This is a genomic window from Nocardia arthritidis NBRC 100137, from assembly GCF_001612765.1.
GTDB classification, from domain to species: Bacteria; Actinomycetota; Actinomycetes; order Mycobacteriales; family Mycobacteriaceae; genus Nocardia; species Nocardia arthritidis.
This window is the reverse complement of sequence record NZ_BDBB01000040.1, coordinates 48,130-63,843: the sequence shown is the minus strand read 5'-3', so window position 1 is coordinate 63,843 and position 15,714 is coordinate 48,130. Positions and strand designations below refer to the sequence as shown.

Annotated in this window: 13 protein-coding genes; 8 read left to right on the top strand and 5 right to left on the bottom strand. The window is 68.4% G+C overall.

Going from position 1 to position 15,714, the window contains the following annotated elements:
- The 5 genes from NA8_RS25010 to NA8_RS24990 all read left to right on the top strand — a co-directional run.
- Positions 1-484 (top strand): LuxR C-terminal-related transcriptional regulator (locus NA8_RS25010; protein ID WP_169810556.1); only part of this gene is annotated, 484 nt, incomplete at its 5' end.
- Between the two features lie 44 nt (positions 485-528).
- Entirely contained in the window at positions 529-1,632 is a 1,104-nt protein-coding gene (locus tag NA8_RS25005; protein WP_063052802.1) for a hypothetical protein, read from the top strand.
- Between the two features lie 161 nt (positions 1,633-1,793).
- Positions 1,794-3,152 (top strand): S1 family peptidase, encoded by a 1,359-nt coding sequence (locus NA8_RS25000; protein ID WP_062977969.1) that lies wholly within the window; start codon positions 1,794-1,796, stop codon positions 3,150-3,152.
- 175 nt (positions 3,153-3,327) lie between these two features.
- A complete protein-coding gene (locus tag NA8_RS24995) occupies positions 3,328-4,590 on the top strand; it encodes a S1 family peptidase (RefSeq protein WP_245663996.1) in 1,263 nt (420 codons plus the stop codon).
- 138 nt (positions 4,591-4,728) lie between these two features.
- A complete protein-coding gene (locus NA8_RS24990; RefSeq protein WP_063052800.1) occupies positions 4,729-5,613 on the top strand; it encodes an NRDE family protein in 885 nt (294 codons plus the stop codon).
- Between the two features lie 65 nt (positions 5,614-5,678).
- Here the strand turns inward: NA8_RS24990 and NA8_RS24985 are convergent, their stop codons facing one another.
- Positions 5,679-6,383: a DUF8020 domain-containing protein gene (locus NA8_RS24985; RefSeq protein WP_063052799.1), complete on the bottom strand. Its 705-nt coding sequence runs from the start codon at positions 6,381-6,383 to the stop codon at positions 5,679-5,681.
- A gap of 459 nt (positions 6,384-6,842) precedes the next feature.
- Here NA8_RS24985 and NA8_RS24980 point away from each other — a divergent pair, with 459 nt between their 5' ends.
- Both NA8_RS24980 and NA8_RS34050 read left to right on the top strand, forming a co-directional pair.
- Positions 6,843-10,022 (top strand): (Fe-S)-binding protein, encoded by a 3,180-nt coding sequence (locus NA8_RS24980; protein ID WP_063052798.1) that lies wholly within the window; start codon positions 6,843-6,845, stop codon positions 10,020-10,022.
- Between the two features lie 75 nt (positions 10,023-10,097).
- Positions 10,098-10,256: a hypothetical protein gene (locus NA8_RS34050; RefSeq protein ID WP_157106904.1), complete on the top strand. Its 159-nt coding sequence runs from the start codon at positions 10,098-10,100 to the stop codon at positions 10,254-10,256.
- 56 nt (positions 10,257-10,312) lie between these two features.
- Here the strand turns inward: NA8_RS34050 and NA8_RS24975 are convergent, their stop codons facing one another.
- The 4 genes from NA8_RS24975 to NA8_RS24960 all read right to left on the bottom strand — a co-directional run bounded on the left by NA8_RS24975 (position 10,313) and on the right by NA8_RS24960 (position 14,108).
- The gene (locus tag NA8_RS24975) at positions 10,313-11,473 is read right to left on the bottom strand and encodes an acyl-CoA dehydrogenase family protein (RefSeq protein ID WP_063052797.1); all 1,161 of its coding nucleotides are present in this window, start codon (positions 11,471-11,473) and stop codon (positions 10,313-10,315) included.
- Positions 11,473-12,702 carry an acyl-CoA dehydrogenase family protein gene (locus NA8_RS24970; protein WP_063052796.1) on the bottom strand — a complete coding sequence of 410 codons (1,230 nt, stop codon included), beginning with the start codon at positions 12,700-12,702 and terminating at the stop codon, positions 11,473-11,475. The genes NA8_RS24975 and NA8_RS24970 overlap by 1 nt, the downstream gene beginning before the upstream one ends.
- A gap of 195 nt (positions 12,703-12,897) precedes the next feature.
- Positions 12,898-13,104, bottom strand: coding sequence for a calcium-binding protein (locus NA8_RS34585; protein ID WP_245663995.1), 207 nt, complete (start codon positions 13,102-13,104; stop codon positions 12,898-12,900).
- Positions 13,105-13,571: 467 nt separating this feature from the next.
- Positions 13,572-14,108, bottom strand: a complete 537-nt coding sequence (locus NA8_RS24960) for a YdcF family protein (protein ID WP_084467074.1) — start codon at positions 14,106-14,108, stop codon at positions 13,572-13,574.
- Positions 14,109-14,253: 145 nt separating this feature from the next.
- Between NA8_RS24960 and NA8_RS24955 the strand changes: the two genes are divergently transcribed.
- Entirely contained in the window at positions 14,254-15,576 is a 1,323-nt protein-coding gene (locus NA8_RS24955) for a UDP-glucose dehydrogenase family protein (RefSeq protein ID WP_063052794.1), read from the top strand.
- Positions 15,577-15,714: the final 138 nt, after the last annotated feature.

Below are 15,714 nucleotides of genomic sequence, written 5' to 3'. Positions count from 1 at the left end.
CGACGCGGGCCGCACCTGGGTGCTCGTGCTGCGCGGCCAGGTCGCCACCGCACCGGTCCACGCGGCGGTCGCCGCCCTCACCGAGATCGGCATGACCTGGGACGGCGCCCGGCTGGCCAGCGAGGCGGCGCTCGCGGCGCCCGATTCCGCGACGGCCACCGCGCTGCTGAAACTGGCCCGCACGGTCCGCGCCGACGCCCGTCCACAGGAGCCGCAGCCTCGGCCGCAGGCCCCGGCCACGTCCAACGGCGAGGCCGTGCCGCCGACGCCGCCGCAGGCCACGATCCTCAGCGAACGGGAACGCGAAGTGGCGGAACTGGTTCTGCTCGGGCTCACCTATCGCGAGATCGGTGCGCGCCTGTACATTTCGGCGAAGACGGTCGAGCACCACGTAGCGCGCATCCGACGCCGGGTCGGTGCCCGTTCCCGTTCGGAGTTATTGTCGATGCTCCGCGCCATGGGACATGGTTCGCTTCTGGTGTGACCGGGCGCGGTTCATCAGCGGGAACGCCGAGCAAGGTAGGTGAGATGGCCACTGGGGTCGGCCTGCGCGTCGCCGAGGACGAGTGCACGGCTGTCATCGTTACCGACGGTGACGAGGAGCCGCGGTACATCGTCCGCGAGTCGATCCTGCACATGTCCGAGGACGGGGACGCCGCGTTGGGCGGTCCCCCACCCACCGGATCCCATTCGATCACCGGTTTCGTGTCCGCCATGGGCGACCCGGCGGGCATCCGGGTCGACGACGGCGAGGCCTATCGCGCCGAAGATCTCTTCGCCACCGCGATGTTCTGCCTGATCAACTCGGCCGCCGAGCATCTCAGCGGTCCGGCCGAGTTCTACGCGACCTATCCGCCGGACTGGCCCGCCGAGCATGTGCGCTCACTGCGTGACGCGCTGGACTACCTGGGTCTGCGCTCGGTGCTGCTGGTCAGCGAGGGTGAGCTGCCCAGCGCCGAAACCGGGGCCGGCGGTACCTCGTTCGCTTACGACGCGGCCCGAGGGGCGCTGGCCGCCGTGCTCGCCACCCCCGCGGGCGCCACCCCGCCGGATCCGTCCACCGCGGAGAACTCGACGGTGGACACCATCGTCATCCCCGCGGTCCCGGCCGCCGATGTGCAGCCGCAGGCGTACTCGGCGGCCATCCCGATCTCCGAGCCGGTCGCGACCGCCGAACCCGAACCGGCCGAGAAGCAGTCGCGGCCAACGGTTCCCGCGAAGAATCCGAGGCGTACGCCGCTGCTGATCGCGGGCGCCGCCGTGATCGGCCTGGTGCTCGGCGGCATCGTGGTGGCCATGCTGTTCCGCGACGGGGACCAGACACCGGTGCCGCCACTGCCCGACGCCAAGTCCGAGCCGACGTCGGTGAGTCCGGCCCCGCCTCCGCCGCCGATCGTCACCACCACGACGTCCACCACCGAGCCCGAGCCGCCGGTGGCGATCACCGAGACCACGACGCCGGAGCCGACGACCACCACGCCGCCGCCCACCACCGAGCCGCCGACCACGACGCCGACCACGACCACGCGGACCACGACCACGCGGACCACCACGACTACGACCAACCCGTTCGGGCAGCAGCTGCCGCAGATCCCCACCATCCCCGGCATGGGAATACCGAGTAGTCGGTGATTAGTAGCGTCCTAGTCGGCTTTGTGGCTTAGAGTGTTGGCGCTGACCGTGTTGTCGGATGAATTTCCGCACCGGTCGGTTGCTGGACGAAGACTGTGCGCCAATGGATTCTGCCGTGGCCACGGATTTAGCTGGCACGTGCGTGCCGACGAAGGGACTTCATGCGCAAGTTGGTGGCGCGTCGCGCCGCGGTCAAAGCTGTCGCCATCGCATCGACCGTTCTTTTGGCTCCCTTGTTCGGCACGACTACCGCCTCGGCGGTCCCCGAGGCCCCCGCGCAGCTCGCCGCGGACAACCTCCCCCCGGAATTGGTGCAGGCCATCGCCCGGGATCTGCAGATGACGCCGACGGAGTATCTGGACCGCGCCGCGCGCGCCCAGCAGCTGCGTGACTACGCGCGCGATTTCCGTTCGGAGCGGCCGGATTCCTTCGCGGGCGCCTGGATCGGCGCCGACGGCAAGCCCGTCATGGCGGTCACCTCGCTGGACGCCGCCAAGATCGTCGCGGCCGACGGCTATCAGACCCGGCTGGCCCCCGTCTCGGCGGACAGCCTGGAGGGATCGCTGGTGCAGCTCAACCAGTGGATCACCGGCCTGCCGCGGGAGATCTCGCAGGCGATCAACTCCGTGGCGATCGACTTCTTGAACAGCCAGCTGGTACTCAGCGTCGCCAACACCCCCGCGGGCCACATGCTCAACCTGCCCACCCTGCTGGCGAACATCAAGGTCATCCTGTCGCCGAACAGCGGAGGCCCCGTCGAGCGCAGGCCGATGGGCGGTGACACCTACATCAGCGCGCCCGGTTCGCTCGCCGACTCGTCGTTGCGCGCCGTCGACGTGTGCTCGTTCGGTTTCAACAGCATCGACGCGTCCGGCAACGCGCTGAACATCAGTGCGGGCCACTGCGATCCGAACCTGGGCAAGGGCAACCAGGAGGCCGGTGTCTACCTGCCGAACGTCCGGGACATCCCGGCCAGCCCCGAACTGGGCACCTTCGTGCGCGCCTCGCTGGGCGGACAGTCCGCGCTGGACTACTCGGTGATCAAGCTGAACGAGCGCGCGGTGCGGGCGGGCATGGACCAGCCCTCGGTGCGCGGCGCCAACGGCACCACGCTGGCGATCACCGGCACCGCCGACCCGATCACCGGCGCGCCGGTCTGCAAGTCCGGTCAGTCGTCCACCTTCACCTGCGGATTCGTCGTGGCCGATCGGGTGGAGACCCAGCTCTTCACCGCCGAGGGCGAGAGCAAGACCGTGCGCGGGTTCGCCAGCTCGGCCTGCACCCTGGGCGGTGACAGCGGTGGCGCGATCGTGTCCGGCACGCTGGCGCTGGGCATCACCAGCGGCTCCAACGCCGCCGACGCGCCGAACTGCAACGAGGCCAACGTCGCTCTCGCGCAGTACGGCGGCACCGCTTCGCTCGGCATCCCGATCCGGGCGATTCTGGCCGATGTCGACGCCTCCTCCGGCGGCGGTATCGGCAGCGGGATCGCGGTGCGCACCCGGCCGAACGCGGGCTGAGCACGCGCCCGAATAATGTGGCAATCCACATATCCCCGGTGGATGGGCTATGAGGGAGTCGAGAACCTCGAGATGAGTAGGCATACCGCGCCAAACCCCATATAGTCTGCTCATGCTCCTGCCACGTATAGGACCTCCACGCTCGACTGCGCGACAGACCGTAATCCGAAAGACAGTGATCGCCGCCTCGGCGGCGATACTGCTGTTCGGACCCACTGCGGCGGTAGCGACGGCTCAGCCGGACCAGAATCCCGGTCTCCCCGCCGAACTGGTCGCCGCGGTGACTCGCGATCTGAAGATCTCGCCCGATGAGTACCTGCACCGCGCGGAGCTGGCGCAGCAGGTGGCCGCGTTCGCCACCACCGCCCAGCGGCAGTACCCGGCCGTGTTCGCAGGCTCCTGGCTGGACGACGCGGGTAAGGCGGTCGTGGCACTGGCCCAGGGCCCCGGCGCAGACGATGCGAAGAAGGCGGCCGAGTCGGCCGGTTTCGAGGTCCGCAACGTCGCCAAGAGCGAAGCGGCCCTGCGTGGCGAGAAGAGCGCGTTCGAGCGTTGGCTGGAGGGCCAGCCCGAGGCGGTGCGGTCGCTGGTGCGCGGCGCGGTGGTGGACACCGTGAACAACGCGATCGCGGTGCGCGTCGACCAGGCGGGCCTGCCTATGCCGAACTTCATCGACCCGGCGCGCGTCATCGTGATGGCCCCGCCCGTGGCGGGCGAGCAAGGCACCCTGCAAGCCGGTGAGATCGCCGGAGAGGCGCGCGGCGCCCTCGCGGGCGGCGACGGCTACGCCTCGGTCGCCGGACGCAGCTCGCTGCGCTGCTCGCTCGGCTTCAACGGCACCGACCGCAACGGCAACACGGTGAACATCACCGCGGGCCACTGCAACCCCGACATCCCGTCCGCGGGCAGCGGCAACGCCGCGGGCGTGTACGAGATGAACGGCGACCGCCTCGGCGCGCAGCTCGGCGTATTCCAGAAGTCGGTGCTCGGCGAGCAGGACTACTCGATCATCCGGGTCAACGACCAGGCCAAGGACCGGTTCGCCAACAACGGCGTCCGTGCGCCCGGCGCGGCTCCGATCGCGGTCGACGGCGTGGCGACTCCCGTCGTCGGCGCCCCGGTGTGCAAGTCCGGTGCGCGCACCGGCTTCAGCTGCGGCGTGGTCAACGCCGTCGACCAGACCGTGCAGGTCGGCGACCGGGAACTCACCCAGAGCTTCTCGGCCAACATCTGCGCGCTGCCCGGCGACAGCGGCGGCCCGATCGTCACCGGCCGCCTGGCGCTCGGCATCTCCAGCGCGTCGTCGGTGGCGGACTACCCCGTCTGCGAGATCCCGAATCTGATCGGCGCTCTGACCGGCAACGTGCCGCAGCTGTTCGCGCAGCCGGTGCACGTGGTGCTCTCGGACAACCCGGGACTGCGCGTACGCACCAACTGACCGCAGGACCGCGAAAAGGCCGGCAGCTGTTGAGCTGTCGGCCTTTTCGCCGTCTCAGGGTCCTTCCGCTGCCCTTGCGCGGCCCCCTGGGCGGGAAACGCCACATGGGGTGCGGTAGCGGTCCGGCATTCTGGTCGCATGTGTTTGGTGTTGATCGGCTGGCGCGCCCACCCGGATTACCGGTTGATCGTGGCCGCCAACCGGGACGAGTTCTACACGCGGCCGACCGAGTCCATACGCTGGTGGCCGGAGGCGCCCGGCCTGCTCGCCGGACGCGACACCGGAGCCCCCGGCCGCGTCGAGGGCGAACCTCCCGGCACCTGGCTGGGCTTGAGCACCCAACCGCACGGCAACAATCGCTTCGCGACCGTCACGAACGTGCGCGATCCCGCCGATCAACGCCTCGATGCCCGTTCCCGCGGCGCGCTGCTGATGGACTTCCTGCGCGGGGCCGACCGCGGTACGGCCGGGGAGTTCCCCGGGCCGGAGAAATACGTCCTCGACGTCGCCGCCGCTCCCGACGACTACAACGGATACAACTTGGTCGTGTCCGACCTGCGCACGCTGTGGTGGCATTCCAATCGCAGCGCCGCGGAACCGAGCGAACTCGCTCCGGGCTTCCACGGGCTCTCCAACGGCACGTTCGTCACGTCCGGGGATCCCAGCCCGGGGGAAGAGGATCTGAGCGCCCCACAGCCCATCTGGCCCAAAGTCCGGGCGGGCCTGACCGGGCTGCGCGAGATCGCGCGAACCGATCCCGGTGCGGTGGACCGCTACTTCGAGGTGCTGGCCGACCGGACCGAAGCCCCCGACGAGCGGTTGCCGCGGACCGGGGTCCCGCACGAACTGGAGCGGGCGCTCTCGGCCAGGTTCGTCGCACACACCGTGCACGGCACCAGAGCGAGCACGGTGCTGGTGGTCGGCGAGGACGGGACGTTCGAAATGGTCGAGCGCTCGTTCGGCAGGCTGGGCGAGGAACTGGGCGAGGTCGTCGTCCGCGGCCTGCTCGATCTCACCGGGTGAACGAGCGGCGGCCCGCCCTCCGAGGAGAGCGGGCCGCCGATGATCCGACGAGCGGGACCGAAGGTTTAGTTCGGCTTGTCCGCCCACTTCGTGGTGCCTTCCGGCGCCTGCAGCGTGTTGATCAGATCGATGCCCGCGACGGCCAGCATCGGACCGCCGACAGCCACCGTGCCGAGGATGCCGCCGATACCCGCGCCCGCGATCGCGGCCGGGATGCAGCCGACGCCGAGGAACGGCAGGCCGAGGATGCAGCCGATCACCGCACCGCCGATGACACCGATCGCGGTGCCGAGGAAGCCGCCGACCGCGGTCGCGATGCCGAACTGGCTGGCGAACTCGTTCTGCGCGCGCTGGTTCTCGATCGGCGAGGCGATCGGCTGCGCGACGACGTTGACCGCGTTGGCCGGCTTGTCCTTGGGCACGGCGACACCCTGGTCAGGCGTCAGTTCCAAGACCGTGTTGTCGTCCTTCACCACCGGCTTCACCGGAACGACGGTGTCGGCGACCTTGAACGCGATCGGCAGCGTGAGGACCGCGTTGCCCTGCGAGTCCTTGACCCGGTAGACGTCGTCTTCCTTGACGTCCTCGGAGGATTTCGCCAGCTCGAAGGTTCCCCCCTTGAGCGTCGTCACGACGGTCTTCTCCACCAGCTTGACCGAGTACCGGATGGGGTCGGCGGCCGGTTCGGCATCGGCGTGGGCGGTCCCCAGTCCGATGGTCATCGCACCGATGACCATCGCGGCCGCCGCGGTGGTTCTGCGGAATTTCATTCAGTTTCCAATCCATCATCAGGTCGTACGTCACCACTGGTCTTCAACACGCGAGAGCTCTATCCAGCACATCCGGGTGTCGGCTCCGGATCCTCCCCGAGCGGTGCGAAGACGGTCGCAGTGATCAGAACGTCGTGAGCCTAATAGAAGGCCGCGTTTTAAGCGAGATCCCTTATCAACCATGGGGACTAAGCCAATCCTTAGCGGCTGGACGGGATGCTTCGACGTTTACGGTGGTGAACAACCGGCCGTCAGTCGGATCGGTGCAAATTACTGTGACATTGATCACAGGTAAATAATGGGTCAAGCCCCAGCATATGGGGCTATAGCCCAAAAGCCGATCGTACGATGGACATGGTTGTTACTGGCGGGTAACTTACTGCCGGTTAGGATACGAGCGAACCGAGGCGGTAGCGGAAACCAACCGCGACTCGGGTGCCTCTAAAGAAAGGTCGCGACATGAATGCCCTGACAGTGACGCTGGGCACGATTGGGGCGGCGCTCAGCCTCCTGTGTTGGGCGTCGTTCATCGGCGGCGTCCGCAATATCGCGCGCGCCATCATGATCGGACAGCCCGCTCCGGATCGTTGGCGGCCCTTCTTCCCGCGCTTCAAGCAGATGATCGTGGAGTTTCTCGCGCATACGCGCATGAACAAATTCCGCACCGTCGGCTGGGCGCACTGGCTGGTGATGATCGGCTTCATCGGCGGCGCCATGCTGTGGTTCGAGGCGTACGGGCAGACCTTCGACCCGGCGTTCCACTGGCCGATCATCGGCGATCTGGCGATCTACCACCTGTGGGACGAGATCCTCGGCATCGGCACCGTGGTCGGCATCCTGACGCTGATCACCCTGCGCCAGCTCAACCACCCCCGGCTGCCCGAGCGGCTTTCCCGCTTCAGTGGTTCCAAGTTCGCCCCGGCCTACGTCATCGAGGCGATCGTGCTGCTCGAGGGCCTGGGCATGATCTTCGTGAAGGCGGGCAAGATCGCCGCCTACGGCCACTCGGATCCGGCTACCGACTTCTTCACCATGCAGGTGGCAAAGCTGCTGCCCGCGAACACCACGATGGTGGCGCTGTTCGCCTTCGTGAAGCTGATGTCCGGCATGGCGTTCCTGTACTTCGTCGGCCGCAACGTCACCTGGGGCGTGGCCTGGCACCGCTTCTCGGCCTTCCCGAACATCTACTTCAAGCGGGAAGAAGACGGCGGCGTCGCGCTGGGCCCGGCCAAGCCGATGATGTCGAAGGGCAAGCCGGTCGACATGGAGACCGCGGACCCGGACACCGACACCTTCGGGGCGGGCCGGATCGAGGACTTCTCCTGGAAGGGTTGGCTGGACTTCACCACCTGCACCGAGTGCGGTCGCTGCCAGTCGCAGTGCCCCGCGTGGAACACCGGCAAGCCGCTGTCGCCGAAGCTGCTGATCATGTCGCTGCGTGACCACGGTTACGCGAAGGCCCCCTACCTGCTGGCCGGCGGCCGCAAGGACATGGGCGGCGACGAGGTCGGCCTGGTCGACGCCGACGGCAACCCCGACGAGGCCAAGCTGGCCAAGATCTCCGAGGCCGCCAAGGCCGAGGCAGAGCGGCCGCTGGTCGGCGGCGCGGACGTGGGCGGCATCATCGATCCCGAGGTGCTGTGGAGTTGCACCACCTGCGGCGCGTGCGTCGAGCAGTGCCCGGTGGACATCGAGCACGTCGACCACATCATCGACATGCGCCGCTACCAGGTGCTCATCGAGTCGGAGTTCCCGTCCGAGCTCGCCGGTCTGTTCAAGAACCTGGAGAACAAGGGCAACCCCTGGGGTCAGAACGCCAAGGACCGGCTCAACTGGATCAACGAGCTCGATTTCCAGATCCCGGTCTTCGGTCAGTCCGCCCCGAACGGGGAAGAGATCAACAGCTTCGACGGCTACGAGTACCTGTTCTGGGTCGGCTGCGCGGGCGCCTACGAGGACCGCGCCAAGAAGACCACCAAGGCGGTCGCCGAGTTGCTGGCCACCGCGGGCGTGAAGTTCATGGTGCTCGGCGCGGAGGAGACCTGCACCGGTGACTCCGCTCGCCGCGCGGGCAACGAGTTCCTGTTCCAGCAGCTGGCCCAGCAGAACATCGAGCTGCTGAACTCGGTGTTCGAGGGCGTCGAGGATCGCAAGAAGAAGATCGTCGTCACCTGCGCACACTGCTTCAACGCGCTGAACAACGAGTATCCGCAGGTCGGCGGCAGCTACGAGGTCGTGCACCACACCCAGCTGCTCAACCGCCTGGTGCGGCAGAAGCAACTGATCCCGGTGGCCTCGGTGTCGCAGAACGTCACCTACCACGACCCCTGCTACCTCGGCAGGCACAACAAGATCTACAACGCGCCGCGTGAGCTGATGGCCGCGTCCGGTTCGAACCTGGTCGAGATGCCCCGCCACGGCGAGCGGTCCATGTGCTGTGGCGCCGGTGGCGCGCGGATGTGGATGGAAGAGCAACTCGGCAAGCGCGTCAACATCGATCGGGTGGAAGAGGGATTGAGCACCCTCGCCGCGCCTTCTGGTCGCTCCGCAGGCTCCGCTCCTGGGAAGATCGCGACCGGCTGCCCGTTCTGCCGCGTGATGCTCACCGACGGCGTCACCGCGCGCCAGGAGAAGGGCGAGGGTGAAGGCGTCGAGGTGGTGGACGTCGCGCAGCTGATGCTGGACGCCATCGAGCGCGTCGAGCCCGCGGTGCTGACCGAGAACCTGACTGTCATCCAGGAGCCCAAGGCGCCCGAAGCGGAACCCGAGCCGGAGCCCGAACCCGCACCGGCCGCCGAAGCGCCCGCACCGGCCGAGGCCGCGCCCGTCGGCGGTGGCCTGGCAATGAAGGGCCCCGCGAAGGCACCCGGCGGCGGTGGTCTGGCCATGAAGGGCCCGGCCAAGGCCCCCGGCGGCGGTCTCGGAATGAAGGGCGCGGCGAAAGCGCCCGGCGCGAAGGCTCCGGCCGCGGAACCGGCGGAGATCGAGGCCACCTCGGCACCCGCCGCTCCGGCCAAGGGTCTCGCCATGAAGGGTCCGGCGAAAGCGCCCGGCGGTCTGGGAATGAAGGGAGCGGCCAAGGCGCCCGGCGCCAAGGCGTCCGCCGCCGAGTCCACGCCCGCGGTCGAGGCTGCCGCGACCGAGGCTCCCGCGGCCAAGCCGGTCAAGGGGCTGGGTATGAAGGGGGCCGCCAAGGCGCCCGGTGGTGGTCTCGCGATGAAGGGTGCGGCCAAGGCGCCCGGTGCCAAGGCTCCGGCGGCTGAGGAAGCGCCCGAAACCGCCGCCGAACCGGCTGAAGCGGAGTCGACCGAAACCGGGCCGACCGAGACCAAGCCCACGGTGCCCGCCAAGGGTCTGGCCATGAAGTCCGGCTTCAAACGGCCCGGCGCCAAGGCCCCCGGTAAGCCTGCCGCGGCTCCCGCGGCGTCGGCCCCGGCGGACGCGGCTCCCGCCGAACCGGCTTCGACGGAGAAGGCTCCCGCCGCGGAGACTCCTGCGGCGCAGGCCGAATCCGCTGCCGAGCCGGAGCAATCCAATGGCGTGAGCGGCAACGGCGCATCCGAAGCCGCGCCGCCCGCCGCCAAGCCCGGCGGTCTCGGTTTCAAGGCCGGTGCGAAGGCGCCGGGCCGGAAGAACTGAGCCAGGAGCCAACTCCACACCGACATCGGCCGGGTCCAGAAATGGACCCGGCCGAGTCATATCAGGGGGCTCACCATGTCACGCACACTGACCGGCATCGACGACGATGCGCTCGCGCTCGCCGCCGCACTGCGGGAGGTCGCGAACCGACGTGCGGTCTCGAAGATGCTCCAGCAGCTGCGCACCAGCCAGACGGATCTGTCAGCCGAGACGATGAAAGGCGCATGGCACTGAGACCTCGGCGACCGCCGAGGTGCCCGGGCGACCGTCCTGCATGTCGCCAGCCCGTGTCAGATGATTACCGACGGGCGGGTCAGTGCGGCGTACCGGGCTAGATGTTCGTCGGTGGAGCCGAATTCGTGCTCGACCACGGTGAGCCGCTTGAAGTAATGGCCGATGGCCAGCTCTTCGGTCATGCCCATCGCACCGTGCAGTTGCACTGCGTTCTGTCCGATGAAACGCGCCGCCCTGGCGACCGTGACCTTCGCCGCCGAGACGGCGCGTGCGCGGTCTTCGGCGGACGCCCGCAGCGAGTGGACGGCCAGATGTACTGCCGCGACGGCTTGTTCGAGTTCGATGTACATATCGACCATGCGGTGCTGCAGCGCCTGGAAGCTGCCGATCGGCTGACCGAACTGCTCGCGCTGCTTGGCGTAGTCGATGGTGTCGGCGAGCACTTTGCGCATGCAGCCGACCGCCTCGGCGCAGATCGCCGCGGTGGCCTCCGCGATGGTCGGCTCGATGACGGTCCAACCGTCCGACTCCGCGCCCAGCAACGCGTCGGCGGGCAGGCGCAGGCCGGTGAACACAAGATCGGACGCGGTCCGGTCATCGATGGTGCGGTAGGAATGCACCTCGACTCCGGCCGGGGGATCGGACGCGTCGAATTCGAGCCGGAACAGCGAGATGCCCGCCTTGTCGCGCCGTTCACCGGAGGTGCGCGCGGTGATCAGCAGATCGGTGGCCAGCGGGGCGCCGGTCACCACGGTCTTCGCACCGTCGAGCACCCAGGCGTCGCCGTCGCGGCGGGCGGTGGTCGACACGTCGTGCAGCGCGTGCCCCGACGTCGGTTCCAGTGCGGCGAACGCGATGAGCGCGTCACCGGACACGATCCGGCGCAGCACGGCGTCGGCCTGCTCGCCGCCGGACCGCTCGAGCAGTCCCGCGCCGATCACGACGGTGTCCACGAACGGCTCGACCACCAGTGCCCGGCCTAGTTCCTCGGCGATCACCATGAGTTCGACGGGGCCGCCGCCGGTGCCGTCCACCCGCTCGGGCAGCATCGCGCCGAGAATGCCCAGTTCGTCGGCGAATCCGCGCCAGACGGCGGGCTGCAGGCCCGACTCCGATTTCGCCGCGGCGCGGCTGTTCTCCAAGTCGTATCGGGCGCCGAGGTATCCGGCGATCGCGGAGCGGAGCATTTCCTGCTCGTCGGTAAGCGTGAAGTCCATCAGAGCCCCAATGCTGCTTTGGCGAGGATGTTTCGCTGAATCTCGTTGCTGCCCGCGTAGATCGAGCCCGCTCGGTCGTTGAAGTACTTCAGCGGCGCGACGGCCTGCCAGTCCGCGCCACTGTGGTAACCGTCGGCAGGCGGCGTGAACTGGGCGATCGGCCCGCCCGGCTTGGTGGCGTGCGGCTGGTAGACGCGACCGCGCGGTCCCGCGGCTTCCAACGCCAACTCGGTGAGCTTCTGGCTCAGCTCGGTGCCGAGGATCTTGAGTATGGAGGACGCCGGCCCCGGATTCTTGCCCTGCGCCATCGCGGAGAGGGTGCGGTACTCCAGGACTTCGAGCACCTCGGTGCGGATTCGCAGGTCCGCTAGCTTCGCCGCGAACGCGCGGTCGTCGATCAGCGGGTTGCCGTCCGGGCCGGGCTGCTGCGCGGCATTGACGGCGATGTCCTGGGCCATGACCTGGAGCCAGGGCGCCGCCGCTGCGCCGCGCTCGTGCACCAGCAGATACTTCGCGACGGTCCACCCGTCATCGATCCGGCCGAGCACATTGGTCTTGGGCACGCGCACGTTGTCGAAGAAGACCTGGTTCTGCACCTGCTCGCCCGAGGTCATCACCAACGGCCGGATCTCGATGCCCGGCGCGGTCATGTCGATCAGCAGGAACGTGATGCCCTGCTGCTTCTTACCCGTGCGCGAGGTGCGCACCAGGCAGAAGATCCAATTCGCCTCGGTGGCGTGGGTGGTCCAGATCTTGCTGCCGGTGCAGACGAAATCCTCGCCGTCGTCGACGGCGGCCATGGACAGCGCGGCCAGGTCGGATCCGGCCTCGGGCTCGGAGTACCCCTGGCAGAAGAAGACCTCGCCGGTGAGGATGCGCGGCAGATAGAACGCCTTCTGCTCCTCGGTGCCGAACGCGATGATCGCGGGCGCCACCATCCTGATGCCCATCGGCGACAGCGCGGGCGCGCCGGCCAGCGCCGATTCCCGCTGGAAGATGTAGTGCTGAGTCAGGCTCCAGTCGCATCCGCCGTGTTCCACCGGCCAGGCGGGCGCCGCCCAGCCGCGTTCGTGCAGGATGTGCTGCCATTCCATGCTTGCCTCGTGGTCGGGATACACGCTCGTCGCCAAGCGCCCGGCCCGCCGCAATTCCGGCGTCAGCTTCGCGGCGAGGAATTCCCGCACCTCGTCCCGAAACGCCAGATCACCCGCTGACCAGTCGTAATCCATCTGCCCTCCCAGAGGGTGTGCACCGTTGCTTCCGTGGCGAATATCCCGCCACCACGAGACAGAATGTACGGCCGCTTCTCTCAACGAGTCAAACTGACGTCACACGCCCGCAGATTCGCCGCGAGGTGTGGCAAGCGCCAGCCGACAGCCGGGCCCACTTCGCGGACCCGGCTACCCATGGGCACACCTGGAGCGTCAGCCGCAGGAACTCGGTTCACCGATCTTGACCACCGACAGCACCGCCTCACCTTCGCCGATCAACGCTCCCGGCGCGGGCGCCTGCGCCACCACGATCCAGTTCCGATCCAGTACCTGCATACGCCCCTTCCCGGTCGCGTCCTTGGATCGGGAGAAGAAGACACCAGCCGCCTGGATCGTGTCCTGCGCATCCTGCAAGTTCATGCACACGACGTTCGGCATAGCGGCGCGGGAAGCCGCCGGTTGCGATGCCTGCGCAAGAGGAGGCATCGATGCCGCGGGAGCGGCAGGCACCGCCGGAGCAGGCACCGCCGCAGCGGAGGTAGACGAGGCGACCACAGCGCTTCGACCGGCCGGAGTCGCGGAGGTTCGTTGCGACGTCGAGTGGTCCTTGCCGTTATCTCCGACGACACTGCCGAGCGCGCCCAGTGCCAGCAGCCCGCCTAGGACGGCCGCTACCCATACCCACAGCGGCGTCCGCTTCTTCTGCGGCTGCTGCCCGGTAGGCGGACCGTACGCGTTCGGCGGTGGCGGATATGTCATCGGCAGGTTCCCTTTGCTCTCATCCGTGTTCACGCACCGGGGTCGATGCGCACGGGCATCACATCGAGATGTTGATCACATCTGTTACGGCTCGGCTATCAATTCGGCCGACGGACAGGACGAAGTGGTCAGCAGTCCTCGAAGAAGGCTTTCGCATAGCCCACGGACTGGTAGACGTAGTCGTAGACCCAGCGTGGGAGGGAGAGGTGGGGTTCGGGGTCGGTGAAGAGGAGTTCTCCGTCCCAGCACTTCCGCAGGATGTAGCGGGCGCGGGAGATGTGGGGAGTGAAGGTGACGACGATGACTCGGCGCCAATTGTGGGCGCGGGCGAGGCGGGCCAGTTCACGGCCTTCGCCGCGAGTGGTGCGCGGCGACGGGTCGAAGCACAGGACCTCGAAGCTGTAGCCGCCGTGGCAGATCCGGTTCAGCACGGCGCTGTTTTCGTAGGGATCGGAGAACACCACGCGCGGCGCGTAGCCCTCGCGCGCCAGGCGCAGGCCCAACTGCTCGCGGCCGTCGTGCGCCCCGCCCAAGACGAGAACGGCATCCGCCGCAGCGGGCGGGTCGGTGCGCGGACGCACGTACACCGGCCACAGCGCGACCGTCGCGACGACCACCACCAGACCGGCCCCGAGCACGGTCCAGGCCCATCGATGACGTCGCACCACGCCGATGCTAGCGGGGCCACGGCGACCGTCGCGCCAGGTCAGGGCACCCGGTCAGGCACCGTCGCCGCATGTACATCTGCTGTTGCCCCGACCCTTGCCTCGCCGACGTGGCGTGGCCACCGGCGGGGCTTACCAATCGATCATGCGATGCACAGTCTTCGGAACCGGGTATCTCGGGGCCACGCACGCGGCGTGCATGGCCGAACTCGGGCACGACGTCATCGGAGTGGACGTGGACCCGGGCAAGGTCGCGAAGCTGTCCGACGGAGTGGTTCCGTTCTACGAACCGGGCCTGGAGGGTGTGCTGCGCCGCAACCTCGACGCGGGCCGCCTGCGGTTCACCACCTCCTACGCCGAGGCGGCCGCGCACGCCGAGGTGCATTTCCTGGGCGTGGGCACCCCGCAGAAGAAGGGCGAGTACGCCGCCGACCTGAAGTACGTGCACGCGGTGGTGGACACGCTCGCCCCGCTGCTGGAACGTCCCTCGGTGATCATCGGCAAGTCCACGGTCCCGGTCGGCACGGCGGCCGCGCTCGGATCACGCGCCCGCGCAGTGAGTTCCGCCGACGTCGAGGTCGCGTGGAATCCCGAGTTCCTGCGGGAAGGCTTCGCGGTCAAGGACACCTTGCGGCCGGACCGTCTGGTTCTCGGCGTCGACCGGGAACGCGCCGCCGCCGGATGGGTGGAGGACCTGATACGCGAGATATACGCCGACCTGATCACCGCCGAGGTGCCCTTCCTGTTGACCGACCTGGCCACAGCGGAATTGGTGAAGGTCTCGGCGAACGCCTTCCTGGCGACCAAGATTTCGTTCATCAACGCGGTATCGGAGGTGTGCGAAGCGACCGGCGCCGACGTGACGATGCTGGCCGACGCGCTCGGTTACGACGAGCGCATCGGCCGTCGATTCCTCAACGCGGGCCTCGGTTTCGGCGGCGGGTGTCTGCCGAAGGACATCCGCGCGTTCATGGCCCGCTCCGGTGAGCTCGGCGCCGATCACGCCGTCGCCTTCCTGCGCGAGGTGGACAACATCAATATGCGCCGCCGCACCAAGGTGGTCGACATGGCCGCCCGCGCCTGCGGCGGCTCGTTGCTCGGGGCCAACGTCGCGGTGCTCGGCGCGGCGTTCAAACCGGAGTCCGACGACGTCCGCGACTCCCCCGCGCTGAATGTGGCCGGCATGATCCAGCTGCACGGGGCGGTGGTGACCGTCTACGATCCCAAGGCGCTGGAGAATTCACGCCGGGTGTTCCCCACCCTGAACTACGCGACCTCGGTGGCCGAGGCGTGCGAACGCGCCGACGTGGTGCTCGTGCTCACCGAGTGGGACGAATTCACCGCCCTGCGCCCGCAGGATTTGGCGGAGGTGGTGCGGGCCCGCTCGATCATCGACGGCCGGAACTGTCTCAATCGTGCCACCTGGAGAGCAGCCGGATGGGTGTACGCGGGACTCGGCACACCGTAGAGTTGCGGAGCGAGGCGGGCTACTGCCAGACAGACGACCAGTCCGCCTTAAGCACAGCTGATCGCCGGCGGTAGGGTCCGTCCAGCGGGCCTCCGCAGACGGACGGCGCAGGCTCGCATGTCGTGCGGTGTGAAACGA